The organism is Niveispirillum sp. GW835-FHT14G11 (assembly GCF_058793615.1).
Window position 1 is genome coordinate 246376 of sequence record NZ_JBXAFZ010000013.1, and the last position, 22975, is coordinate 269350.

Annotated in this window: 33 protein-coding genes; 30 read left to right on the forward strand and 3 right to left on the reverse strand. The window is 63.2% G+C overall.

The features are described from left to right. Positions 1 to 85 precede the first annotated feature (85 nt). The 3 genes from rpoC to AC1Q7F_RS23520 all read left to right on the forward strand — a co-directional run bounded on the left by rpoC (position 86) and on the right by AC1Q7F_RS23520 (position 5181). Positions 86 to 4372 (forward strand): DNA-directed RNA polymerase subunit beta', encoded by a 4287-nt coding sequence (gene rpoC, locus AC1Q7F_RS23510; protein WP_492510979.1) that lies wholly within the window; start codon positions 86 to 88, stop codon positions 4370 to 4372. 188 nt (positions 4373 to 4560) lie between these two features. Then, complete coding sequence (locus AC1Q7F_RS23515; RefSeq protein WP_492510980.1) at positions 4561 to 4887, forward strand: hypothetical protein; 327 nt, start codon at positions 4561 to 4563, stop codon at positions 4885 to 4887. Between the two features lie 12 nt (positions 4888 to 4899). Beyond that, positions 4900 to 5181 carry a hypothetical protein gene (locus tag AC1Q7F_RS23520; protein WP_492510981.1) on the forward strand — a complete coding sequence of 94 codons (282 nt, stop codon included), beginning with the start codon at positions 4900 to 4902 and terminating at the stop codon, positions 5179 to 5181. A gap of 102 nt (positions 5182 to 5283) precedes the next feature. Here the strand turns inward: AC1Q7F_RS23520 and AC1Q7F_RS23525 are convergent, their stop codons facing one another. The 3 genes from AC1Q7F_RS23525 to rimO all read right to left on the reverse strand — a co-directional run bounded on the left by AC1Q7F_RS23525 (position 5284) and on the right by rimO (position 7846). After that, a complete protein-coding gene (locus tag AC1Q7F_RS23525) occupies positions 5284 to 5685 on the reverse strand; it encodes a DUF2306 domain-containing protein (protein ID WP_492510982.1) in 402 nt (133 codons plus the stop codon). Between the two features lie 102 nt (positions 5686 to 5787). Then, positions 5788 to 6414, reverse strand: a complete 627-nt coding sequence (locus AC1Q7F_RS23530; RefSeq protein WP_492510983.1) for a TIGR02466 family protein — start codon at positions 6412 to 6414, stop codon at positions 5788 to 5790. Between the two features lie 94 nt (positions 6415 to 6508). Further along, entirely contained in the window at positions 6509 to 7846 is a 1338-nt protein-coding gene (gene rimO, locus AC1Q7F_RS23535) for a 30S ribosomal protein S12 methylthiotransferase RimO (protein ID WP_492510984.1), read from the reverse strand. A gap of 72 nt (positions 7847 to 7918) precedes the next feature. Between rimO and AC1Q7F_RS23540 the strand changes: the two genes are divergently transcribed. The 27 genes from AC1Q7F_RS23540 to rplO all read left to right on the forward strand — a co-directional run bounded on the left by AC1Q7F_RS23540 (position 7919) and on the right by rplO (position 22789). Further along, complete coding sequence (locus AC1Q7F_RS23540; RefSeq protein ID WP_492510985.1) at positions 7919 to 8068, forward strand: hypothetical protein; 150 nt, start codon at positions 7919 to 7921, stop codon at positions 8066 to 8068. A 105-nt stretch (positions 8069 to 8173) separates the two neighbouring features. Next, positions 8174 to 8746: a Uma2 family endonuclease gene (locus AC1Q7F_RS23545; protein WP_492510986.1), complete on the forward strand. Its 573-nt coding sequence runs from the start codon at positions 8174 to 8176 to the stop codon at positions 8744 to 8746. A 392-nt stretch (positions 8747 to 9138) separates the two neighbouring features. Further along, on the forward strand, positions 9139 to 9510 hold the full coding sequence (gene rpsL, locus AC1Q7F_RS23550; RefSeq protein ID WP_054169737.1) for a 30S ribosomal protein S12: 372 nt from the start codon (positions 9139 to 9141) through the stop codon (positions 9508 to 9510). Positions 9511 to 9522: 12 nt separating this feature from the next. Next, positions 9523 to 9993 (forward strand): 30S ribosomal protein S7, encoded by a 471-nt coding sequence (rpsG, locus tag AC1Q7F_RS23555; RefSeq protein ID WP_492510987.1) that lies wholly within the window; start codon positions 9523 to 9525, stop codon positions 9991 to 9993. Positions 9994 to 10010: 17 nt separating this feature from the next. Further along, positions 10011 to 12083 (forward strand): elongation factor G, encoded by a 2073-nt coding sequence (gene fusA, locus AC1Q7F_RS23560; RefSeq protein WP_492510988.1) that lies wholly within the window; start codon positions 10011 to 10013, stop codon positions 12081 to 12083. 38 nt (positions 12084 to 12121) lie between these two features. After that, on the forward strand, positions 12122 to 13309 hold the full coding sequence (tuf, locus tag AC1Q7F_RS23565; protein ID WP_492510972.1) for an elongation factor Tu: 1188 nt from the start codon (positions 12122 to 12124) through the stop codon (positions 13307 to 13309). A 93-nt stretch (positions 13310 to 13402) separates the two neighbouring features. After that, a complete protein-coding gene (gene rpsJ / locus AC1Q7F_RS23570; RefSeq protein ID WP_029013602.1) occupies positions 13403 to 13711 on the forward strand; it encodes a 30S ribosomal protein S10 in 309 nt (102 codons plus the stop codon). A gap of 64 nt (positions 13712 to 13775) precedes the next feature. Continuing rightward, positions 13776 to 14480, forward strand: a complete 705-nt coding sequence (gene rplC, locus AC1Q7F_RS23575; protein ID WP_492510989.1) for a 50S ribosomal protein L3 — start codon at positions 13776 to 13778, stop codon at positions 14478 to 14480. Positions 14481 to 14483: 3 nt separating this feature from the next. Continuing rightward, positions 14484 to 15104: a 50S ribosomal protein L4 gene (gene rplD, locus AC1Q7F_RS23580; protein WP_416573392.1), complete on the forward strand. Its 621-nt coding sequence runs from the start codon at positions 14484 to 14486 to the stop codon at positions 15102 to 15104. Next, the gene (locus tag AC1Q7F_RS23585) at positions 15101 to 15415 is read left to right on the forward strand and encodes a 50S ribosomal protein L23 (protein ID WP_416573393.1); all 315 of its coding nucleotides are present in this window, start codon (positions 15101 to 15103) and stop codon (positions 15413 to 15415) included. Before rplD ends, AC1Q7F_RS23585 begins: the two co-directional genes overlap by 4 nt. Positions 15416 to 15425: 10 nt before the next feature. Beyond that, a complete protein-coding gene (gene rplB / locus AC1Q7F_RS23590; RefSeq protein WP_492510990.1) occupies positions 15426 to 16250 on the forward strand; it encodes a 50S ribosomal protein L2 in 825 nt (274 codons plus the stop codon). Between the two features lie 12 nt (positions 16251 to 16262). Next, entirely contained in the window at positions 16263 to 16541 is a 279-nt protein-coding gene (gene rpsS, locus AC1Q7F_RS23595; protein ID WP_492510991.1) for a 30S ribosomal protein S19, read from the forward strand. A gap of 2 nt (positions 16542 to 16543) precedes the next feature. Further along, a complete protein-coding gene (gene rplV, locus AC1Q7F_RS23600; RefSeq protein WP_492510992.1) occupies positions 16544 to 16942 on the forward strand; it encodes a 50S ribosomal protein L22 in 399 nt (132 codons plus the stop codon). Continuing rightward, positions 16942 to 17619, forward strand: coding sequence for a 30S ribosomal protein S3 (rpsC, locus tag AC1Q7F_RS23605; RefSeq protein WP_492510993.1), 678 nt, complete (start codon positions 16942 to 16944; stop codon positions 17617 to 17619). The genes rplV and rpsC overlap by 1 nt, the downstream gene beginning before the upstream one ends. Before the next feature lie 42 nt (positions 17620 to 17661). After that, positions 17662 to 18087 carry a 50S ribosomal protein L16 gene (gene rplP, locus AC1Q7F_RS23610; RefSeq protein WP_492510994.1) on the forward strand — a complete coding sequence of 142 codons (426 nt, stop codon included), beginning with the start codon at positions 17662 to 17664 and terminating at the stop codon, positions 18085 to 18087. Continuing rightward, positions 18084 to 18290, forward strand: coding sequence for a 50S ribosomal protein L29 (rpmC, locus tag AC1Q7F_RS23615; RefSeq protein ID WP_492510995.1), 207 nt, complete (start codon positions 18084 to 18086; stop codon positions 18288 to 18290). Before rplP ends, rpmC begins: the two co-directional genes overlap by 4 nt. Before the next feature lie 13 nt (positions 18291 to 18303). Continuing rightward, a complete protein-coding gene (rpsQ, locus tag AC1Q7F_RS23620) occupies positions 18304 to 18561 on the forward strand; it encodes a 30S ribosomal protein S17 (RefSeq protein ID WP_416573400.1) in 258 nt (85 codons plus the stop codon). A gap of 18 nt (positions 18562 to 18579) precedes the next feature. After that, positions 18580 to 18948, forward strand: a complete 369-nt coding sequence (rplN, locus tag AC1Q7F_RS23625) for a 50S ribosomal protein L14 (protein ID WP_094456275.1) — start codon at positions 18580 to 18582, stop codon at positions 18946 to 18948. Then, positions 18945 to 19262, forward strand: coding sequence for a 50S ribosomal protein L24 (rplX, locus tag AC1Q7F_RS23630; RefSeq protein ID WP_416573465.1), 318 nt, complete (start codon positions 18945 to 18947; stop codon positions 19260 to 19262). The genes rplN and rplX overlap by 4 nt, the downstream gene beginning before the upstream one ends. 8 nt (positions 19263 to 19270) lie before the next feature. Continuing rightward, on the forward strand, positions 19271 to 19831 hold the full coding sequence (gene rplE / locus AC1Q7F_RS23635) for a 50S ribosomal protein L5 (RefSeq protein WP_492511005.1): 561 nt from the start codon (positions 19271 to 19273) through the stop codon (positions 19829 to 19831). After that, entirely contained in the window at positions 19824 to 20129 is a 306-nt protein-coding gene (gene rpsN / locus AC1Q7F_RS23640) for a 30S ribosomal protein S14 (RefSeq protein ID WP_492510996.1), read from the forward strand. The genes rplE and rpsN overlap by 8 nt, the downstream gene beginning before the upstream one ends. A gap of 14 nt (positions 20130 to 20143) precedes the next feature. Continuing rightward, entirely contained in the window at positions 20144 to 20542 is a 399-nt protein-coding gene (gene rpsH / locus AC1Q7F_RS23645; RefSeq protein ID WP_492510997.1) for a 30S ribosomal protein S8, read from the forward strand. A 13-nt stretch (positions 20543 to 20555) separates the two neighbouring features. Continuing rightward, positions 20556 to 21089, forward strand: coding sequence for a 50S ribosomal protein L6 (gene rplF / locus AC1Q7F_RS23650; protein ID WP_492510998.1), 534 nt, complete (start codon positions 20556 to 20558; stop codon positions 21087 to 21089). A gap of 11 nt (positions 21090 to 21100) precedes the next feature. Beyond that, a complete protein-coding gene (gene rplR / locus AC1Q7F_RS23655) occupies positions 21101 to 21463 on the forward strand; it encodes a 50S ribosomal protein L18 (protein ID WP_492510999.1) in 363 nt (120 codons plus the stop codon). A gap of 10 nt (positions 21464 to 21473) precedes the next feature. Then, entirely contained in the window at positions 21474 to 22091 is a 618-nt protein-coding gene (gene rpsE, locus AC1Q7F_RS23660) for a 30S ribosomal protein S5 (RefSeq protein ID WP_492511000.1), read from the forward strand. Beyond that, on the forward strand, positions 22092 to 22283 hold the full coding sequence (rpmD, locus tag AC1Q7F_RS23665) for a 50S ribosomal protein L30 (RefSeq protein WP_492511001.1): 192 nt from the start codon (positions 22092 to 22094) through the stop codon (positions 22281 to 22283). It begins immediately after the preceding gene. 35 nt (positions 22284 to 22318) lie between these two features. Next, positions 22319 to 22789: a 50S ribosomal protein L15 gene (rplO, locus tag AC1Q7F_RS23670; protein WP_492511002.1), complete on the forward strand. Its 471-nt coding sequence runs from the start codon at positions 22319 to 22321 to the stop codon at positions 22787 to 22789. Positions 22790 to 22975: the final 186 nt, after the last annotated feature.

The window sequence follows — 22975 nt, forward strand, 5'->3', positions numbered from 1 at the left end:
TCCGGAAGGGTCAACATCCGGCGGGTCACCGCCCGCCGGATGTTTCCATCGTTTGACGAAGCCACACCCCCAGGGGAGACGGCATATGAATACCGAGTTGATGAACATCTTCGGCGCTCCGCAGGGCCCGCAGAGCTTCGACCAGATCCGCATCTCGATCGCCAGCCCGGAGCGCATCCGCTCCTGGTCGTTCGGCGAGATCAAGAAGCCCGAGACGATCAACTACCGGACCTTCAAGCCGGAGCGCGACGGCCTGTTCTGCGCCCGCATCTTCGGTCCGATCAAGGATTACGAGTGCTTGTGCGGCAAGTACAAGCGCATGAAGTATCGCGGCATCATCTGCGAAAAGTGCGGCGTGGAAGTGACCTTGTCCAAGGTCCGCCGCGAGCGCATGGGCCATATCGAACTGGCCTCGCCCGTTGCCCATATCTGGTTCCTGAAGTCGCTGCCGTCCCGCATCGGCCTGTTGCTGGACAACACGCTGAAGGATCTGGAGCGCATCCTTTATTTCGAGAACTATGTCGTCATCGAGCCCGGCCTGACCGAGCTGAAGCAGGGCCAGCTCCTGTCCGAAGACGAACTGATCGACTTCCAGGACAAGTACGGCGAGGACACCTTCACCGCCAAGATCGGTGCCGAGGCCCTGAAGGACATGCTGTCCACGCTGGACCTGGTCACGGAGAAGGCGAATTGCCGCGACGACCTGCGCGAGACCGCGTCGGAAGCCAAGCGCAAGAAGCTGGTCAAGCGTCTGAAGATGCTGGAAGCCTTCCTGGGCAATCCGGTCGAGGTCGAGACGGTCGCCGATTATGAGCGGTTCGAAGGCTATAAGGAGCGTATTGAGCTCGCCGACGGCCCGACCATCTACAAGACCTATCCCGAGGCGACCCGCCCGGAATGGATGATCCTGGAAGTCGTTCCGGTCATCCCGCCCGAGCTGCGCCCGCTGGTCCCGCTGGATGGCGGCCGTTTCGCGACGTCGGATCTGAACGACCTGTATCGCCGCGTCATCAACCGCAACAACCGTCTGAAGCGGCTGATCGAGCTGAAGGCACCGGACATCATCGTCCGTAACGAGAAGCGCATGCTGCAGGAGGCCGTCGACGCACTGTTCGACAATGGCCGCCGCGGTCGCGTCATCACCGGTGCCAACAAGCGCCCCCTGAAGTCCATCAGCGACATGCTGAAGGGCAAGCAGGGCCGCTTCCGTCAGAACCTGCTGGGCAAGCGCGTCGACTACTCGGGCCGTTCGGTCATCGTGGTGGGCCCGGAGCTGAAGCTGCACCAGTGCGGCCTGCCCAAGAAGATGGCGCTGGAGCTGTTCAAGCCCTTCATCTACGCCAAGCTGGAACTGTACGGTCTGGCCAGCACCATCAAGGCCGCCAAGCGGATGGTGGAAAAGGAACGTCCCGAGGTCTGGGACATTCTGGAAGAGGTCATCCGCGAGCATCCCGTGATGCTGAACCGCGCGCCGACCCTGCACCGTCTGGGCATCCAGGCCTTCGAGCCGACCTTGATCGAAGGCAAGGCGATCCAGCTGCACCCGCTGGTCTGTACCGCGTTCAACGCCGATTTCGACGGCGACCAGATGGCCGTGCACGTGCCCCTGAGCCTTGAGGCTCAGTTGGAAGCGCGCGTCCTGATGATGTCGACGAACAACATCCTGTCGCCGGCGTCCGGCCGTCCCATCATCGTGCCGTCGCAGGATATCATCCTGGGTCTGTACTATATCACGATGGAACTGCCGGGTTCGGTGGGCGAGGGCATGGCCTTCGGCTCCATCGGCGAGATCGAGCATGCGCTGGCCGCCAAGGTGGTGACGCTGCATTCCAAGGTGCAGGCGCGCTACCACACGGTGGATGCCGACAACAAGCCGATCACTGTCCGCGTCACCTCGACGCCGGGCCGTATGCTGCTGTCGGAGATCCTGCCACGCCATCCGGCCATCAAGTTCGAGCTGATCAACCGCCTTCTGACCAAGAAGGAAATCGGTAACATCATCGACGTCGTCTACCGCCATTGCGGTCAGAAGGAGACGGTGATTTTTGCCGACCGGATGATGCGTCTGGGCTTCACCAACGCGTTCAAGGCCGGCATCTCCTTCGGTAAGGATGACATGGTTATTCCGGAGGAAAAGGGCATCCTGATCAAGGAAGCCCAGGACCGCGTCAAGGAGTTCGAGCAGCAATATCTGGACGGTCTGATCACCCAGGGCGAAAAGTACAACAAGGTGGTCGACGTCTGGTCGGAAACGACCGAAAAGGTCGCCGGCGCCATGATGAAGGTGATCGAGCAGCCGCGTCCGGGCTTTGGCGTGAATTCGGTCTACATGATGGCCCATTCGGGCGCTCGTGGTTCGCCGGCCCAGATCAAGCAGCTGGCCGGTATGCGCGGCCTGATGGCCAAGCCGAGCGGCGAGATCATCGAGACCCCGATCATCTCCAACTTCAAGGAAGGCCTGTCGGTTCTGGAGTATTTCAACTCCACCCACGGTGCTCGTAAGGGTCTGGCCGATACCGCCTTGAAGACGGCGAACTCCGGTTACCTGACCCGCCGTCTGGTGGATGTGGCGCAGGACGCCATCATCACCGAGACGGATTGCGGTACGAAGAATGGCCTGACCGTGAAGGCGGTGATCGATGGCGGTGACGTCATTGTTCCGCTGTCCGAGCGTATCCTGGGCCGTACCTCGACTGCCGATCTGGTCAACACGCTGACGGGCGAGATGATCGTGCCGGCTGGCGAGCTGATCACCGAGCGTGAGCTTGAATTGATCGACGCTGCCGGTATCGATACGGTGCATATCCGGTCGGTGCTGACCTGCGAGACGCAGGACGGCGTATGCGCCCATTGCTACGGCCGCGATCTGGCCCGTGGCACGCGGGTGAACATGGGCGAGGCGGTCGGCGTCATCGCCGCCCAGTCGATTGGTGAGCCGGGCACGCAGCTGACCATGCGCACGTTCCACATTGGTGGTGCGGCACAGCGTGGTGCGGAGCAGAGCTTCATCGAGGCGACGCTGGACGCCAAGGTGATCGTGCGCAACCGCAACCTCGTCATGAACAGCGAGGGTGTGCCGGTGGTGATGGGTCGCAATTGCGAGCTGGCGCTGCTGGACGAGCAGGGCCGCGAACGCGCCAAGCACCGCGTCCCGTACGGCGCCAAGCTGAACAAGGCGCTGGTCGTTGATGGCGCGCCCATCAAGCGCGGCGATCGCATGGCCGAATGGGACCCGTACACCCTGCCGATCCTCACGGAACGCGAGGGTACGGCCACCTATGTCGACCTGGTGGAAGGCATCTCCGTCCGCGAAGTCATGGACGAGGCCACCGGCATCTCGTCCAAGGTGGTGGTCGATTGGCGCCAGCAGCCGCGCGGTGCGGACCTGCGTCCGCGCGTCGCCTTGCTGGATGCCAATGGCGAGATCGTCAAGCTGCCGAACGGCACGGAAGCCCGCTACTTCATGAGCGTGGATGCCATCTTGTCGGTGGAGAATGGTGCGAAGGTTCAGGCCGGCGACGTGCTGGCCCGTATCCCGCGCGAAAGCTCCAAGACGCGTGACATCACCGGCGGTCTGCCGCGCGTGGCCGAGCTGTTCGAAGCCCGCCGGCCGAAGGATTTCGCGATCATCGCGGAGCTGGAAGGCCGGGTCGAGTTCGGCAAGGACTACAAGACCAAGCGCCGCATCGTCGTGAAGAATGACGAGACGGGGGAAGAGCGCGAGTACCTGATCCCGAAGGGCAAGCATATTGCCGTTCAGGAGGGCGACTATGTCCAGAAGGGCGACAGCCTGATGGATGGCAGCCCGGTGCCGCACGACATCCTGTCGGTCATGGGCGTGGAAGCGCTGGCCAACTACCTGATCAACGAGATCCAGGACGTCTATCGTCTGCAGGGCGTGAAGATCAACGACAAGCACATTGAAGTGATCGTCCGCCAGATGCTGCAGAAGATCGAGGTTTCTGATCCGGGTGACACCACCCTGCTGATCGGTGATCAGGTTGATCGCGTGGAGTTCGAGCAGGAAAACCGCGCCGTCCAGCAGCGGATCAAGGAAGGCGAGGTTGATTTGCGCTTCGCCCAGGGCAAGCCGGTGCTTCAGGGCATCACCAAGGCCAGCCTGCAGACCCGTTCGTTCATCTCCGCCGCGTCGTTCCAGGAAACGACCCGCGTCCTGACGGAAGCCGCCGTCCAGGGCAAGGTCGACAATCTGGAAGGCCTGAAGGAAAACGTGATCGTCGGTCGCCTGATCCCGGCCGGTACCGGCTCGGTCGTCAACCGTCTGAAGGCCATTGCCGCCGAGCGCGATCGCGTTCTGCAATATGGCGAGGATGAAGGGGCCCCGGCCCTGCCGACGGAAGCTGCCGAGTAAGGCAGCGTCGAACCGTAAGCGTCAAGGAAAGGGCCGCCCTGGCAACGGGGCGGCCCTTTTCGCATATGGGGGCGACATGGACCGGGACCGGGAAGCGGTCTGTGAATACCCTTGGCAAGCCCCCCCGCTGCCGCCTACATAGGCTGCATTGGTCAAAGGCGGGAGTGAAGCGGATGGCGGGAGGTCGGTTGGCGGGCAGGTGGGGCCTGGTCTTCGCCGCGCTGAGCGGGGCGGGTGCGGCCTCCATCGTCGGATCGCTGCTGCGGGCCTTGCCGCAGGCGCACACCATCGCGGCGGAAAACCCGCTGTTGCTGGTCGCAGCCCCCGTGCCCATCGGGGCGCTGGTGGCTGTGGCCCATATCTTCTGGCTACGCGGCCTGCTGGCCAAAGCGCAGATATCCGCCAGACCCGAGCCCGGCCCCCCGGTCCGCACCCTGGTGCCGCCGCCCGACGACGACGAGACCGGTGGCAGCGGCGGAACCAAGCCGCCGCGCTGGCGCCCCGTGATCCGCTGACGGGCTGGCCCCATGAATCGCACGCAGCTTTCCCTGGCGCTGGACCGCATGGACCGGCTCTATCCCAACGTCCTTCAGCCCGATTACCGGGATGAGGTACTAGGCGTGGGTCGGTCCTTCGCGCCGCTGTCGCGTGCCGCCAAGAAGCTGGCAGCATTGCTGCACGCCCAACGCGGGCGCAAGCTGGAGCAACTGGAAGAAGCGGTGGTGGTGGAGGTCCGGCGCCTGCATGATGAACTGCGCGAGGGCGCACAGCGCCTGCTGGCTGCCAAGGTCTGGATCGGGGACGAGTAGGCCATGGTACCGTAGGTCAGGTCGAGCAAGGCGAGCCCTGACAAGCGACGGCGCAAGGACGTGTCAGGGCTCGCTCCGCTCGACCTGAGCTACAGGGCGCGATTACCCCCCGAACAGCACGGCATGCATCAGCCGGCCCGGCAGCAGGGTGAAGCCGCCTGTGACGATCAGCGCCAGGATATAAAGCCGGATCATCGCCTTCCTGTGCCGCGCGATGTCGCCGCGGCGGGCCAGGCGGATGGATTGCCAGAGCGCGATCAGGGTCAGGGCGGAGAGCAGATGGATGGGGCTGAACAGCCCGAACATCCGCACCTCGTGAATCCAGAAGGAAGAGAGGGCGACCACCGCCATTCCCCCCACCCACACATAGCCCAGCGTGCGGTGGCCGGGCGTGCCCTTGGGCAGGGCCAGTTGCAGGCCGCCCAGAAGGATGGCGCTGATGGCCAGCACCGCATGCAGCTGGATCAGCGCCGAGACACCCAGAAACAGATCAAGTCCGTGCAATTGCAATCCCCTGTCCGATAGAACTTTTCGCTTCTATCGAACAGAACGGGCAGAACAATCAATGGCCCGCATCACAGGGATGGCAATTTGCCAGGGCCCGTCTCACAAGCTGAAATTCACCGCGATGGAGATACGGGTGCCGTCGCCCGTGTAGGGCGCCACATGGTGCAGCAGCCAGGAGGGGAACAGCAGGATCAGGCCCGTTTCCGGCCAGACCCGCTCCCCCAGCCCGGCGGACAGGAAGCCCGGCGCGTCCACCTTCACCGATGGCGCATACATCAGGGGCAGCGGACCGCGCGGATCACTGAACTCGATGCAGCCGCCCAGGCCCGGCCGGCCGCCGATGCCGCCATCATCGACATAGACGCAGGCCGACCAGGCGGCACTGGGATGGCAATGGGGCAGGTTGCCATGGCCGCGGCGGTTGACATTGGCCCAGGCATTGACCCGCCAGTCCGGACGGCGCTTGTCCAGCCGGTCATCCAGAACCAGCGTTGTGGCCTTGTCCAGCATGCGGGTCAGGCCCTCGATCAGGCTTTCGCCAGCTAGGCCGGTCCAGGCGGGCAGGTCATGGCCGGACTGCCAGCCGCCATCATTGCTGTGTTGCGTGCCGTCCGGCGTCTCCGCCTCGCGGGACAGAATCGCCTCGCGCAGGGCCGCAATCAGGGGCGATTGCGCGCCCAGGCTGGCGCGGATCAGGGGCGTGGGAAACAGGGAGGCGATCTGCATGGGGTGGCGGCCATCCGTGGGGGATGGTCTCTCACGCACCGGAGTGCCTCATCCTGCCGCGGAATATCGTCGCAGACGGAAAACCTTGCTCGGGTCAGCTGACCTTGCTGCCCCACAGATCGTATTCGTCCGCTTCCTCGATCTTCACCCGCACCATGTCGCCGGGCTTAACCCCGAACTCGTCGTTCAGATAGACGGCCCCGTCGATCTCCGGCGCATCGGACCAGGAACGGCCGGTGGCCCCATCCTCGTCCACCTCGTCGATCAGCACATCCATCTCGCGACCGATCTTGGTGGCGAAACGGGCAGCGCTGATTTCCTGCTGATGGGCCATCAGGCGGTTCCAGCGTTCCTCCTGCACCTCCGGCGGCACGGCGCCGGGGATTTCGTTGGCGGGCGCGCCAGCGACGGGCTCGTACTTGAAACAACCCAGCCGGTCGATCTGCGCCTCGGTCAGCCAGTCCAGCAGATACTGGAAATCCTGCTCCGTCTCGCCGGGGAAGCCCACGATGAAGGTGGAACGCAGGGTCAGGTCGGGGCAGCCCTGGCGCCACATCTTGATCCGGTCCAATACCTTGTCGGTGTTGGCCGGGCGCTTCATGGCCTTCAGCACATTGGGGGCGGCATGCTGGAAGGGGATGTCCAGATAGGGCAGCACCTTGCCGTCCGCCATCAGCCCGATCACCTCATCCACATGCGGATAGGGATAGACATAATGCAGGCGGATCCAGGCGCCCAGATTTCCAAGTTCGCGGGCTAGGTCGATGAACTTGGCGCGGACCTGGCGGCCCTTCCATTTGCTCTCGGCATAGCGGGTGTCCATGCCATAGGCCGACGTATCCTGGCTGACCACCAGGATCTCCTTCACACCGGCCTTCACCAGGCTCTCTGCCTCGGCTAGCACCATGTTGGCGGGGCGGGAGACCAGGTCACCGCGGATGGACGGAATGATGCAGAAGGTGCAGCGGTTGTTGCAGCCCTCGGAGATCTTCAAGTAAGCGTAATGGCGCGGTGTCAGGCGCAGGCCCTGCGGCGGCACCAGATCCAGATAGGGGTCATGGCGCGGGGCCACAACCTCGTGCACGGCGCTGACCACCTGCTCGTACTGGTGCGGACCGGTGACGGCCAGGACGTTGGGATGGCTCTGCCGGATCAGGCTTTCTTCCTTGCCCAGGCAGCCCGTGACGATGACCTTGCCATTCTCCTTGATGGCCTCCCCGATGGCTTCCAGGCTCTCCGCCTTGGCGCTGTCCAGGAAGCCGCAGGTATTGACCAGCACCACATCCGCCCCGTCATAGGAGCCGGAGATCTCATACCCTTCCGAGCGCAGCTTGGTCAGGATGCGTTCGCTGTCCACCAGCGCCTTGGGGCAACCCAGCGAAACGATGCCGACCTTGGGCGCGGCGGCGGGGGTATGGGCAAGCTTGGTCATGGTACGGGGGTCCTTGAAAACAAGCGGCCTATATAAAGCTGTACGCGCTTCCAGGCCAGTCCCGGCCAAAGCATGGCGGGGCAGCGATATGACGCGTCCGGCGCGGGACAGGCGGTTGGCGTGGCGCTGGACGCGGAATTCGGGCGCACCGGCTTCGGACTGGCCGACATCCATGAGAATGTGCCCGACCGCCGCGCCATGGATGCACCAGCCGATGCCTGAGGAACGATTGGCCTGAAGACGCGATTCGGCATAGAATGACTACGGTGTTCTCTTTCCGGAAGCTTGCCCGTGGCCCTGTCCATCCAAAGGACCGACTTGCCCCGTATGAGCATCGACGAATTCCTGGCCTGGGATTCGGGCGACGACCTTCGCTATGAACTGGTCAATGGCTGGGTGGTGGCGCAGTCGGCACCATCGACCAATCATGCGCGGATCACGTCAAGCCTCAATCTGGCCCTCGCTTCTCGTCTGCGCGCTGCCGGGCGCCCCTGCGCACCTGAAGCCGGTGGCGGTGCTGTACGGATCGACAAGCGTTGGACGGTTCGGGCGCCGGATCTGCTGGTGCGCTGTGGCGCCGACGCCAAATCGGCCGACCGTCCCGTTGTTGCCGTTGAAGTGCTGTCCCCCAGCAATTCGGCTGGCGAGATGGCACGCAAGCGCGACGATTATGCGTCCGTCGGCATCCTGCAGGTGCTGGAAGTGGAGCAGACAGCCGCTGAAGCCTGGCTCTATCGGCATGAACGGGGCCGTTGGGTTGCCGAAACAATCCTCGGCCTGGAGGCGACCATCGAATTGGAGAGCATAGGCATCACCATTCCTATGGTCGAGGTTTATGAGAATGTGGAACTGGCGCCTGCTCCTCGCCTCAGACTTCCACAAACCGACCCTGCCGCCTGACCCCAGCCCTGCGGAGTCCGGAGGGCCAGGATGCGCAGGCGACGTGGCGATTGCCCCAGGGTCGCGCTTGACGGGGGCAAGACTCATCCATATAGTCCGCCAACCTATTTCGGGGGGGCAGGCTGTAGCCCGCCCTCGTGGCGTCTAGACGCTGTCCCCACTGTTGGCATCAAGCGCTTACCTACAAGGGACGCAGGCCAGCTCCAAGGAACCTCCCCGGAAAAGTCGATAGCCGCACCCGAGTCCTTGTTCGGACGGCGTATGAGATTCTCCCGCACGGAGCCCTCGGCTACGTATGCGGGCGTTTTTCGTCCGTTGTCCCTGGGGTTGGTGGTGCGACCGGTTTGGAATGACATCCCCTGGCGGGGATATAGAAAAGGCGAAGGGCGTTCATGCCGACGATCAGTCAGTTGATCCGCAAGCCGCGGGCTCCGTTGGTGGCCCGGGATAAGGTGCCGGCCCTGCAGGAATGCCCGCAGAAGCGTGGCGTTTGCACCCGTGTCTACACCACCACCCCGAAGAAGCCGAACTCGGCGCTTCGTAAGGTCGCCCGCGTGCGCCTGACGAACGGCTACGAGGTCATCAGCTACATCCCCGGTGAAGGTCACAATCTTCAGGAACACTCGGTCGTCATGATCCGTGGTGGTCGCGTGAAGGATCTTCCTGGTGTGCGCTATCACATCATCCGCGGCACGCTCGATACGCAGGGCGTGAAGAATCGGAAGCAGCGCCGGTCGAAGTACGGCGCCAAGCGTCCGAAGTAAGGAGAGCGAGCAATGTCCCGTCGTCGTAAAGCCGACAAGCGCGAAGTTCTGCCCGACGCCAAGTTCGGCGATGTCGTGCTGACGAAGTTCATGAACTGCCTGATGTACGACGGCAAGAAGTCGGTGGCGGAATCCATCGTCTACGGCGCCCTCGATCGCATCGAGCTGAAGGCCAAGCAGGACCCGCTGCAGCTCTTCCATGACGCCCTGAACAACGTTCGCCCCTACCTGGAAGTTCGTTCCCGCCGCGTCGGCGGTGCGACCTATCAGGTGCCGGTGGAAGTGCGTTCCGACCGTGCGCAGGCCCTGGCGATCCGCTGGATCATCGGTGCCGCCCGCAACCGTTCGGAAAACACCATGACCGAACGTCTGTCGGGTGAGCTGCTGGATGCCGCGCAGCAGCGCGGTACGGCCGTGAAGAAGCGTGAAGACACGCATCGCATGGCCGAAGCCAACAAGGCCTTCTCGCACTACCGCTGGTAAGTTCGGAAACCCCGACCATGGCCCGGTCCCATCCCATCCACTCCTATCGGAATATCGGCATTGCCGCGCATATCGATGCCGGCAAGACGACGACGACGGAGCGGATCCTGTTTTACACAGGCAAGTCCTATCGTCTCGGCGAGGTCGACAACGGCACCGCCACGATGGACTGGATGGAACAGGAGCAGGAGCGGGGTATCACGATCACGTCGGCGGCCACGACCTGCTTTTGGAAGGATCACCGCGTCAATATCATCGACACGCCGGGCCATGTCGACTTCACCATTGAAGTCGAACGTTCCTTGCGGGTCCTGGATGGCGCGGTGGCTCTGTTCGATGCGGTCTCGGGCGTGGAGCCGCAGTCGGAGACGGTGTGGCGGCAGGCGGACAAGTACCGCGTGCCGCGCATCTGCTTTGTGAACAAGATGGACCGTGCTGGTGCGGACCTCTTGGGCACGGTGGTGATGATCCAGGAGCGGTTGGGTGCAAATCCGGCGCTGCTGCAATTGCCGCTGGGTGTGGAGGCGGGGTTCAAGGGTGTCGTTGACCTGGTTGCCATGAAGGCGATCATTTGGGCGGACGACATGCTGGGCGCCCGTTTCGATGTGACGGACGTACCGGCCGATCTGCTGGACGAGGCGAAGCGCTGGCGCGCCAAGCTGGTCGAGCAGGCGGTGGAGATGGAGGAGGCGGCGACCGACGCCTTCCTGTCCGGCCAGGAGCCGGATGAGGAGGAATTGCGTCGCCTGATCCGCAAGGGCACCATCGGGCTGAAGCTCGTGCCGGTGCTGTGCGGGTCGGCCTTCAAGAACAAGGGCGTGCAGCCCATGCTGGATGCCGTTGTCCATTATCTGCCGTCACCGGCCGACAAGGGCGACATCCAGTGCACGACGCCGTCGGGCGAGGCGGTCAGTCGCTCCGCCACCGACGAGGCGCCGTTCGCGGCGCTGGCGTTCAAGGTAATGAATGACCCGTTCGTCGGGTCCCTGACCTTCGCCCGCATCTATTCCGGCACGCTGCGCCAGGACGCCCACATGGCGAACCCAGGCAAGAAGCTGGAAGAGAAGGCCGGACGCATGCTGCTGATGCATGCGAACAGCCGGGAGGAGATCGGAGAGGCTTTCGCGGGGGACATCGTCGCGTTTGCTTCTCTGGAGGGGACGACGACGGGGGATACGCTGTGTGATCCGGCCCATCCGATCCTGCTGGAGCGGATGGAGTTTCCGGAGCCGGTGATCGAGGTGGTGGTCGAGCCGCGTACGCAGGCCGATCACGACCGGATGGCGGTGGCGCTTGGCCGTTTGGCGGCCGAAGACCCCTCCTTCCGGATCGGTCGCGATCCCGAATCCGGGCAGGTGATTCTGCGGGGCATGGGTGAACTCCATCTGGAGATCATCGTGGATCGCATGCGCCGGGAGTTCCGGGTGGAGGCGGCGGTGGGCAAGCCGACGGTGGCCTACCGCGAGACCGTCACCGCCCGCGGCGAAGCGGATCATACGCATCGGCGCCAGATTGGCGCCGTCGGCCATTTTGCCCGCGTCATGCTGGTGGTGGAGCCGGCGGAAGCGGGGCAGGGGCTGGTGTTCGTGAACAAGGTGACAGCGGAAACGCTGTCCAAGGAATTCGTCACGGGCGTGCAGAAGGGGCTTGAGGCCGCCAGAACCTCGGGCACGGTTGCCGGTTATCCGGTGGTCGATGTTCGGGTCGAGCTGGTCGACGGCGCCTTCCACGATGTGGAAAGTTCCGCGCAAGCGTTTGAAATCGCGGCGCGGGCGGCATTGCGGGAAGGGTTGGCCAAGGCTCGCCCCGTCCTGCTGGAGCCCGTGATGAAGGTCGAGGTGGTGACCCCGGAGGAGTATATGGGCGACATCATCGGCGACCTGAACAGCCGCCGGGGGCAGATACTCGGCATGGATCAACGGGGTAACGCCCGAGTGATCGATGCCAAGGTGCCGTTGGCGACGATGTTCGGCTACGTGAATACGCTCCGGTCAATCAGTCAGGGCCGGGCCCAGTACTCGATGCAGTTTGAACGATACGAACAGGCGCCGCACGCCATCGCGGATGAGCTCCGCAGCAAAGTGGCTTGAGCACGGTCGTCAACCGATTGAAATGAGGACGAAGAATCATGGCAAAGGCAAAGTTTGAGCGGAACAAGCCGCACTGCAACATCGGCACGATCGGGCACGTCGATCATGGCAAGACGTCTTTGACGGCTGCCATCACGAAGGTGCTGGCGGAGACCGGTGGGGCGACCTTCACGGCCTACGACCAGATCGACAAGGCGCCGGAAGAGAAGGCCCGTGGCATCACGATCTCGACCGCTCACGTGGAATACGAGACCGCGAACCGTCACTATGCTCACGTCGATTGCCCGGGCCACGCCGATTATGTGAAGAACATGATCACGGGTGCGGCGCAGATGGACGGCGCGATCCTGGTGTGCTCGGCCGCTGACGGCCCGATGCCGCAGACGCGCGAGCACATCCTGCTGGCCCGTCAGGTCGGCGTGCCGGCGCTGGTGGTGTTCCTGAACAAGATGGATCTGGCCGATCCGGACCTGGTCGAGCTGGTGGAGATGGAGCTGCAGGAGCTGCTGACCTCCTACGGCTTCCCGGGCGACGAGATCCCGATCGTCAAGGGTTCGGCCGTGGCGGCTCTGCAGGACAAGACGCCGGAGATCGGCCGCGATGCCATCCTGAAGCTGATGGCCGAGGTCGACCGCTACATCCCGCAGCCGGAGCGTCCGATCGACAAGCCGTTCCTGATGCCGATCGAAGACGTGTTCTCGATCTCGGGTCGTGGCACCGTTGTGACGGGCCGCGTCGAGAAGGGCATCGTCAAGGTCGGTGAGGAAGTCGAGATCGTTGGCCTGAAGGCCACCGTGAAGACGACCGTCACGGGCGTGGAAATGTTCCGCAAGCTGCTGGACCAGGGCCAGGCTGGCGACAACATTGGCGCGCTGCTGCGCGGCACGAAGCGTGAGGATGTGGAGCGCGGCCAGGTTCTGGCCAAGCCGGGCTCGATCAACCCGCACACGGATTTCGAGGCCGAGACCTACATCCTGACGAAGGAAGAGGGTGGCCGTCACACGCCTTTCTTTGCCAACTATCGTCCGCAGTTCTACTTCCGCACCACGGACGTGACCGGCTCGGTGACGCTGCCGGAAGGCACGGAGATGGTGATGCCGGGCGACAATATCCGCTTCGCCGTGAAGCTGATTGCCCCGATCGCCATGGACGAAGGTCTGCGCTTCGCCATCCGCGAAGGCGGCCGCACCGTCGGCGCCGGCGTCGTGTCGAAGATCGTCAAGTAAACGCATCACAGCAATGTGGTGGGGCCGGCCCGAATCCGCTTGGGGCCGGCCCGTTCTTTGGGTATAAACCCTGCTCTTTTTGGGGTCTAGGTCATGGACAATCAGAATATCCGGATCCGCCTTAAGGCGTTTGATCATCGCGTGCTCGATCAGAGCACCAGCGAGATCGTCAACACCGCAAAGCGGACCGGTGCGCGCGTCCGCGGTCCGATTCCGCTGCCCACGCAGCTGGAAAAGTTCACCGTCAACCGCAGCCCGCACATCGACAAGAAGTCGCGCGAGCAGTTCGAGATTCGCACCCACAAGCGTCTGCTGGATATCGTCGACCCGACGCCCCAGACGGTTGATGCGCTGATGAAGCTCGACCTGGCCGCCGGCGTCGACGTCGAAATCAAGCTGTAATCAAGTTTGGTCGAGTACGGGACCTCTCCCATCTGAGGATGTCCCGCGTTATGGAGAAAAACAGATGCGATCCGGATTGATCGCGCAGAAGGTCGGCATGACCCGCGTCTTCACAGACGAGGGCGAGAGCGTGCCGGTGACTGTGCTGAAGCTGGACCAGGTCCAGGTCGTCGCCCACAAGACGGAAGAGAAGGACGGCTATACGGCCCTCCAGCTCGGCGCCGTCAAGGCCAAGGTGAAGAACGTCGCCAAGGCCCAGCGTGAGGTGTTCGCCAAGGCCAAGGTCGAGCCGAAGAAGAAGCTCGTCGAATTCCGCGTGGCCCCTGCCAACCTGATCGAGGTTGGTTCGGAGCTGACCGCGGATCATTTCGTTGCCGGCCAGTTCGTGGACGTGCAGGGCACCACCCTGGGTAAGGGTTTTGCCGGCGGCATGAAGCGCTGGAACTTCGGCGGCCTGCGTGCGACCCACGGTGTGTCCGTGTCGCACCGCTCCATCGGTTCGACCGGTGGCCGTCAGGATCCGGGCAAGACCTTCAAGAACAAGAAGATGCCTGGCCAGATGGGTTCCGAGACCGTGACGGTCCAGAACCTGAAGGTGGTATCGGTCGACGTCGAGCGCGGTCTGATCCTGGTCAAGGGCGCCGTCCCGGGCCATGAGGGCGCCTTCGTCCTCGTCAAGGACGCCGTCAAGAAGAAGCTGCCCGAGGGCGTGCCGTTCCCCGGCGCCTTCCGTGCGCCGACCGCTGAAGCTGTTGCGGCGGAGGGCTGATAAATGAAGACGTCCATCAAGAATCTGAACAACGAAACCGTCGGCGAGATCGAGCTGTCGGAAGCCGTGTTCGGTCTGCCTGCCCGCCAGGACATCCTGGCCCGCATGGTGCTGTGGCAGCTGGCCAAGCGCCGCGCCGGCACGCACAAGACCAAGGGCATCTCGGAAATCTCCGGCACCACCAAGAAGCCGTGGCGCCAGAAGGGCACCGGCCGCGCGCGCGCCGGCAGCCTGCGGTCGCCGCAGTTCCGCGGTGGTGCTCGGATTTTCGGGCCGGTCGTTCGCTCCCACGAGCATGACCTGACCAAGAAGGTCCGCAAGCTGGCCCTGAAGACCGCTCTGTCGGTCAAGGCTGCCGAAGGCAAGCTGGTTGTGCTGGAGGCCGCCAAGGCCGACAGCCATAAGACCAAGGTGCTGTTCGGTCAGCTGCAGGCCCTGGGCCTGACCTCGGCGCTGATCATCGACGGTTCCAATGTCGATGTGAATTTCGCCCGTGCCGCCGGCAACATCCCGCACATCGACGTGCTGCCGGAACAGGGCGCCAACGTGTACGACATCCTGCGCCGGGACGTTCTCGTCCTCACGCGCAACGCTGTCGAGCAGCTGGAGGCTCGCCTGAAATGAGCACTGCGAAGAAGACGATCTCGGCCGAGCGCATGTACGACGTTGTCGTCGCGCCCGTGATCACCGAGAAGGCCACCATGGGCTCCGAGCATAACCAGGTCACCTTCAAGGTGCGCATGGATGCCACGAAGCCCGAGATCAAGGCCGCCATCGAGGGTCTGTTCAAGGTGAAGGTCACGGCGGTCAATACCTCCGTGGTCAAGGGTAAGACGAAGCGCTTTCGTGGGACGATCGGTCGCCGGTCGGACTATAAGAAGGCCGTCGTCACCCTCGCCGAGGGCAACTCGATCGACGTGACCACCGGCGTGTGAGGGTAGAGCTATGGCTTTGAAGACTTTCCGTCCGATTACGCCCAGCCTCCGCCAGCTCGTTCTGGTGGATCGCTCGGAGTTGCATAAGGGCAAGCCCGTTAAGATGCTGACCGAGGGCCTGTCGGGCTCCGGCGGTCGCAACAACACGGGTCGCATCACGGCTCGCCGCATGGGCGGCGGGCATAAGCGCACCTACCGCATCATCGACTTCAAGCGCACGAAGTTCGATATGCCGGCTACGGTCGAGCGCCTGGAATATGACCCGAACCGTACCGGCTTCATCGCTCTGGTGAAGTACACGGACGGCACGCTGGCCTATATCCTGGCTCCGCAGCGCCTGAAGGCCGGCGACGTCGTCGTCTCCGGTGAGAAGGTCGATGTGAAGCCCGGCAATGCGATGCCGCTGAAGAACATCCCCGTCGGTACCATCGTCCACAATGTGGAACTGAAGGCCGGCAAGGGTGGTCAGCTGGCGCGCTCCGCCGGCACGTACCTGCAGCTGGTCGGTCGCGACCAGGGCTATGCCCAGCTGAAGCTCCCCTCGGGCGAGCTGCGCATGGTCCGTGGCGAATGCATGGCCACCATCGGTGCTGTGTCCAATCCGGACCAGTCCAATGTGGTCATCGCCAAGGCCGGTCGTAACCGCTGGCTCGGCAAGCGTCCTTCCGTTCGCGGCGTCGCCATGAACCCGATCGACCACCCGCACGGTGGTGGTGAAGGTCGTACCTCCGGTGGCCGTCATCCGGTCACGCCGTGGGGCAAGCCGACCAAGGGTAAGAAGACCCGTCAGAACAAGGGCACGGATAAGCTCATTATCCGCCGCCGCGCTAAGTAAGGGAGTGCTGCCGTGACTCGTTCCGTCTGGAAGGGGCCGTTTATCGACGGCTACCTGTTGAAGAAGGCAGACAAGGCGCGTGCGTCGGGCCGTAATGAGATCATCAAGATCTGGACCCGCCGTTCCACCATTCTGCCGCATTTTGTCGGTCTGACCTTCGGTGTCTACAACGGCCAGAAGTTCGTGCCGGTGCTGGTGACCGAGAATATGATCGGCCACAAGTTCGGTGAATTCTCGCCGACCCGTACGTTCTACGGTCATGCGGCCGACAAGAAGGCGAAGAGGAAGTAATCATGGGAAAGCCTGCTGCAGAGCGGCGCCTCAGCGAGACTGAGGCCAAGGCGTTCGGCGGAATGATCCGCACGAGCCCGCAGAAGCTGAACCTGGTTGCACAGCTGATCCGTGGAAAGTCCGCTGGTGAAGCTGTCGCCCTTCTGACATTTTCCAAGCGTCGTATCGCTGGCGAAGTGAAGAAGGTCCTCCAGTCCGCCATCGCGAACGCCGAGAACAACCATCAGCTGGATGTTGACCGCCTGATCGTGTCCCACGCGACGGTTGGCAAGGCTCTGGTCATGAAGCGTTTCCATGCCCGCGCTCGCGGTCGTGGCGCTCGTGTCGAGAAGCTGTTCAGCAACCTGACCGTGATCGTGCGTGAGCGCGCCGAGGAGAAGGCCGAGGGGGCCGCTGAATAATGGGTCAGAAAGTCAATCCGATCGGCTTGCGCGTCGGGATCAACCGGACCTGGGACAGCCGCTGGTTCGCTGATCGCGACTATGCCAAGTTGCTCCACCAGGACCTGAAGCTGCGTGGCTATCTGCAGACCCGTCTGCAGGCTGCCGGTGTCAGCCGCGTCATCATCGAGCGTCCGGCCAAGAAGGCCCGCGTCACCATCCACACGGCCCGTCCGGGTGTGGTGATCGGCAAGAAGGGTGCGGATATCGAGAAGCTGCGCTCCGAGCTCAGCAAGATGGCCGGTTCGGAGGTGAACCTGAACATCGTCGAGATCCGCAAGCCGGAGCTCGATGCCCGTCTGATCGCCGAGAACATCGCGAGCCAGCTGGAGCGCCGTGTGGCTTTCCGCCGCGCCATGAAGCGCGCCGTGCAGTCCGCGATGCGTCTGGGTGCCCAGGGCATCCGGATCAACTGCTCCGGTCGCCTGGGTGGCGCGGAAATCGCACGTATCGAATGGTACCGCGAAGGCCGCGTGCCGCTGCATACGCTGCGCGCCGAGATCGACTACGGCGTCGGCACCGCTAAGACCACGTACGGCACCTGTGGTGTCAAGGTCTGGGTGTTCAAGGGCGAGGTGCTGACACATGATCCGATGGCGCAGGATAAGCGCTCCGCGGATCAGGCGTCGGCTCGCTGAGCCATCCGGATACTAGCAGGGATATAGAGAAGGCAACTTGCCATGCTGAGTCCGAAGCGTACCAAGTACCGCAAGGCGCACAAAGGCCGTATCCACGGCGCGTCGAAGGGCGGTACCTCTCTCAATTTCGGCGCTTTCGGCTTGAAAGCTGTCGAACCGATGCGTATTACGGCCCGTCAGATCGAATCTGCGCGTCGTGCCATCACCCGCCACCTGAAGCGTCAGGGCCGCGTCTGGATCCGGATTTTCCCGGATCTGCCCGTGTCCTCGAAGCCGGCGGAAGTCCGCATGGGTTCCGGTAAGGGTTCGCCGGAATTCTGGGCGGCTCGCGTTGCGCCGGGCCGTATCATGTTCGAAGTCGATGGCGTGCCGGCCGACCTGGCCAAGCGCGCTTTCGAACTGGCCGCTGCGAAGCTGCCGATCAAGGTGCGTATGGTCACCCGTCTGGGTGAAGGGGGTGAGGCATGACGAAGGCTACTGACCTTCGCGGCAAGAGCCAGGATGAGCTGAACGATCAGCTCATCCAGCTCAAGAAGGAACAGTTCAACCTGCGTTTCCAGAAGGCCTCCGGCCAGCTGGAGAATACGGCGCGGGTTCGTGTGGTGCGTCGCGACATCGCCCGCATCAAGACCATCCTGGGCCAGCAGGTTTCTGCTGCGCCCGCGTCCTGAGGAGGGGGGTCACATGCCCCGTCGCGTCCTGCAGGGTACCGTGGTGTCCGACAAGGGTGACAAGACCGTCACCGTCCTGGTCGAACGCCGCGTGATGCATCCTGTTTACAAGAAGTTCATCAAGCAGTCCAAGAAGTACGCCGCCCATGACGAGGCGAACGCATTCAAGATCGGCGATGCCGTCCAGATCGAAGAATGCCGTCCGATCTCCAAGTCCAAGCGGTGGACCGTCGTTGTGGCCCCGGCCGCCGACGGCAATCCGAACGCCTGAAGATAAGGAAGATATTCCATGATTCAGATGCAAACCAACCTGGAAGTCGCGGACAATAGCGGCGCGCGCCGGGTGCAGTGCATCAAGGTGCTGGGCGGTGCTGGTCGTCGCTTCGCCGCCATCGGCGATATCATCGTCGTGTCGGTGAAGGAAGCCATTCCGCGCGGCCGTGTGAAGAAGGGTGACGTGCAGCGCGCGGTCATCGTTCGCACCGCCAAGGAGCTGCGCCGCGAGGACGGTTCCGTCATCCGCTTCGACCGCAACGCCGCCGTGCTGATCAACAAGCAGGGTGAGCCGATCGGTACGCGCATTTTCGGGCCCGTGACCCGTGAGCTGCGTGGCAAGAAGTTCATGAAGATCATTTCGCTGGCGCCGGAGGTGCTCTGATGGCTGCGAAGATCCGCAAGGGCGACAATGTCGCCGTCATCGCCGGCAAGGACAAGGGCAAGACCGGTGAGGTCATTGCTGTGCTGCCGACCGAGGGTCGCGTCAAGGTGCGCGGTGTCAACCTGGTGAAGAAGCACCAGCGTCAGACCCCGATGCAGCAGGGCGGCATCGTCGAGATCGAAGCGGCAATGGACCTGTCCAACGTCGCCATCGTCGACCCGAAGACCAACAAGCCGACCCGCGTCGGCTTCCGGATCCTGGAAGACGGCCGCAAGGTCCGTTTCGCCAAGGCTTCCGGCGAAGTGATCGAGTGAGGCGCGCCATGGCTGCTCGTATGAAAGAACGCTACGACGCGACCCTTCGTGCAAAGTTGAAGGCGGAGTTCAACTACGCCAACGACATGCAGATTCCGCGTCTGGAAAAGATCGTGATCAACATGGGCGTTGGCGAAGCCGCCAGCGACGGCAAGAAGGTGAACCAGGCTGCCGCTGAACTGGCTGCCATCACCGGCCAGAAGCCCGTGATCACCAAGGCCCGCAAGTCCATCGCCCAGTTCAAGCTGCGCGAAGGCATGCCGATCGGCTGCAAGGTCACCCTGCGCGCCGAACGCATGTATGAGTTCCTGGACCGTCTGGTCACCATCGCGCTGCCGCGCGTCCGCGACTTTCGCGGCATCAACGGCAACGCCTTCGATGGCCGTGGGAACTACGCGCTGGGTCTGAAGGAACAGCTGATTTTCCCGGAAATCGACTACGACAAGGTAGACGACGTCCGCGGCATGGACATCATCTTCGTCACCACGGCCAAGACCGACAAGGAAGCCAAGGCTCTCCTGAAGGGTTTTGATATGCCTTTCGCCGGGGAGGCGGGGACCAATGGCTAAGAAGAGCTCTATCGAGAAGAACAAGCGCCGCACCCTCTTGGCGGCGAAGCATCGGGAAAAGCGGGCCGCCCTGAAGGCGACCGCCAAGAACCGTGAACTGTCCGACGAGGAACGTTTCACGGCCGTCCTGAAGCTGGCGCAGTTGCCCCGCAATGGCAGCCGCACCCGCATTCGGAACCGTTGCGAACTGACGGGGCGCCCGCGCGCCTTCTATCGCAAGTTCCGTCTGTGTCGCGTTGCCCTGCGTGATCTCGCCAGCAATGGCCAGATCCCGGGCATGACCAAGTCCAGCTGGTAAGGAGGGTCGGGTAAATGAGTCTGAGCGATCCCCTGGGCGATATGCTGACCCGTATTCGTAACGGTCAGAAGGCCCGTATGTCGGTCGTCCTGAGCCCCGCCTCGAAGCTCCGCACCAATGTGCTGGAAGTTCTGAAGCGTGAAGGTTACATCCGCGGTTATTCCGTGGAGCAGGACCGTCCGGGTGTGCAGTCCCTGCGCATCGAACTGAAGTACTTCGAAGGCGAGCCGGTCATCAAGGAAGTGCACCGCGTTTCCAAGCCGGGCCGCCGTATCTATTCGAAGATCGCCGATCTGCCGAAGGTCTATAACGGCCTTGGTATTTCGATCCTGTCGACGCCTCGCGGCGTCATGTCTGATGTAGAGGCCCGCGCTGCCAATGTCGGCGGCGAAGTCCTCTGCAAGGTGTTCTAAGGAGCACGGCCACATGTCCCGTATCGGAAAGCATCCGGTGCCGGTGCCGGCCGGCGTTACCGTCCAGGTCACCGGTCAGACTGTCACCGCCAAGGGCAAGCTGGGTCAGCTCAGCTTGAACTTGATCGACGAAATCGAGGCCAAGCTGGAGGATGGCAAGCTTGTCGTCCTGCCGCGTACCGAAACGGTCCGCGCTCGCCAGAACTGGGCCACCGCCCGTACCAACGTTGCCAACCTGGTGACCGGTGTGGACAAGGGTTTCACCCGCAATCTCGAAATCACCGGCGTCGGCTACAAGGCCGCCGTCGCTGGTTCGGAGCTGGTGCTGAACCTTGGTTTCTCCCACGACATCCGCTACCCCATCCCTGCGGGTATCACGATGAAGTGCGAGAAGCCGACGTCCATCTCGATCAGCGGTGCTGACAAGCAGCAAGTTGGTCAGATCGCTGCGGAGATCCGTAGTTATCGTCCGCCCGAGCCCTACAAGGGCAAGGGTGTGAAGTACGATAACGAGACGATCATCCGCAAAGAAGGCAAGAAGAAGTAAGGCGGACGACGATGAGCAAGCAGAAAGATCTCAACCAGCGCCGCAAGGCGCGGGTGCGCGCCCGGCTCCGCAAGGTCGGCAGCGGGCGCGCTCGTCTCTCGGTCTTCCGGTCGAGCCAGCATATCTATGCCCAGATCATCGACGACGAGGCCGGCCGTACGCTGGTTTCTGCGTCGACCCTGGAAAAGGATCTGCGGGAAGGCCTGAAGACCGGGGCGGACACCGAAGCGGCCAAGGCCGTCGGCAAGCTGATTGCCGAACGCGCTGTCGCCGAAGGTGTCACCACCGTTTACTTCGATCGTGGTCAGTACCTGTATCACGGGCGTGTGAAGGCTTTGGCCGACGCCGCCCGCGAAGCCGGCCTGCAGTTCTAAGGGGGTTAGCATGGCTCGTAATGAGAACAGCGCGGCCGGCGGCGAGAATGAGCGGCGTGGCCGCGAACGTGGCGAGCGCCGCGATCGCGACAACCGTGATCGTCGTGAGGAACGCGAAGGCGATGATCTCGTCGAAAAGCTCGTCGGGATCAACCGCGTCGCCAAGGTGGTCAAGGGTGGTCGTCGCTTCGGCTTCGCTGCCATTGTCGTTGTCGGTGACGCGAAGGGTCGCGTCGGCGTCGGTTCGGGCAAGGCCCGCGAAGTGCCAGAGGCCATCCGCAAGGCCACCGAGCAGGCCAAGCGCTCGATGATCCGCGTGCCGCTGCGCGAAGGTCGTACGCTGCATCATGACGTGTTCGGTCACTTCGGTGCCGGCAAGGTCGTGCTGCGTGCTGCCCCTCCGGGTACCGGCATCATCGCCGGTGGCCCGATGCGCGCCATCTTCGAAGCCCTGGGCGTGGCGGACGTGGTGACCAAGTCGGTCGGCACTTCCAACCCGCACAACATGATCAAGGCGACCTTCGACGCTCTGACGCAGTGCGTCAGCCCGCGTTCGGTGGCTGCCCGTCGTGGTCGTCGCGTGTCCGATATCCTGGGCAAGCGCGAAGGCGAGAAGGAGGCCGCGTAAATGGCTGAGAAGAATACCGTCATCGTGACCCAGACGGGTAGCCCGATCGGCCGTCAGGGCGATCAGCGGGCGACCCTGATCGGTCTGGGCCTCAACAAGCTGAACCGCACCCGCGAGTTGGAGGATACCCCCTCCGTCCGTGGGATGATCAACAAGGTTCGGCACCTCGTGCGCGTCGAGGAAGCCTCGTAAGAGGCTTCAGCGATACGGCCTGAAGGATCAGAATCATGAAGCTCAACGAAATCAGCGAAAACCCGGGCGCACGCAAGCTTCGCATGCGCATCGGCCGCGGCATCGGGTCCGGTAAGGGCAAGACCGGTGGCCGTGGTGTCAAGGGTCAGAAGTCCCGTACGGGCGTCTCGATCAAGGGCTTCGAAGGCGGCCAGATGCCCTTGCATCGCCGTCTGCCGAAGCGTGGCTTCTCCAACGTTCCGTTCGCCAAGGATTATGCCGTGGTGAACGTCAGCGCTGTGCAGAAGGCCATCGATGACGGCCGCATCAACGCCGCCGAGACCGTGACCGCCGAGGTCCTGGTCAATGCCGGTCTGGTTCGCGCCAGCCGCGACGGTGTGCGTCTGCTCAACAAGGGCGCCATCACGGCCGCCGTGACGTTCGATGTTGCCGGCGCTTCCGCCGGTGCCGTCGCCGCCGTCGAGGCCGCTGGTGGCAAGGTCAACCTTCCGGCCGTCGAGGCCTGATCGGTTGTACCAACGCCATTGGTTGCGAGTTTGTGACAGGGCTCCGGAGAAATCCGGGGCCCTGTTGCGTTTTGGCGTCTCGGATTTGTGCGATTGTTGCCTTTGGTGAGTACGCGTCCGGTGTGAGCCGCCTTGTGTTTGGTGGTCGGTAGCTGGGAGTCTTTGCGTAAGCGCGATAGCGCGGAC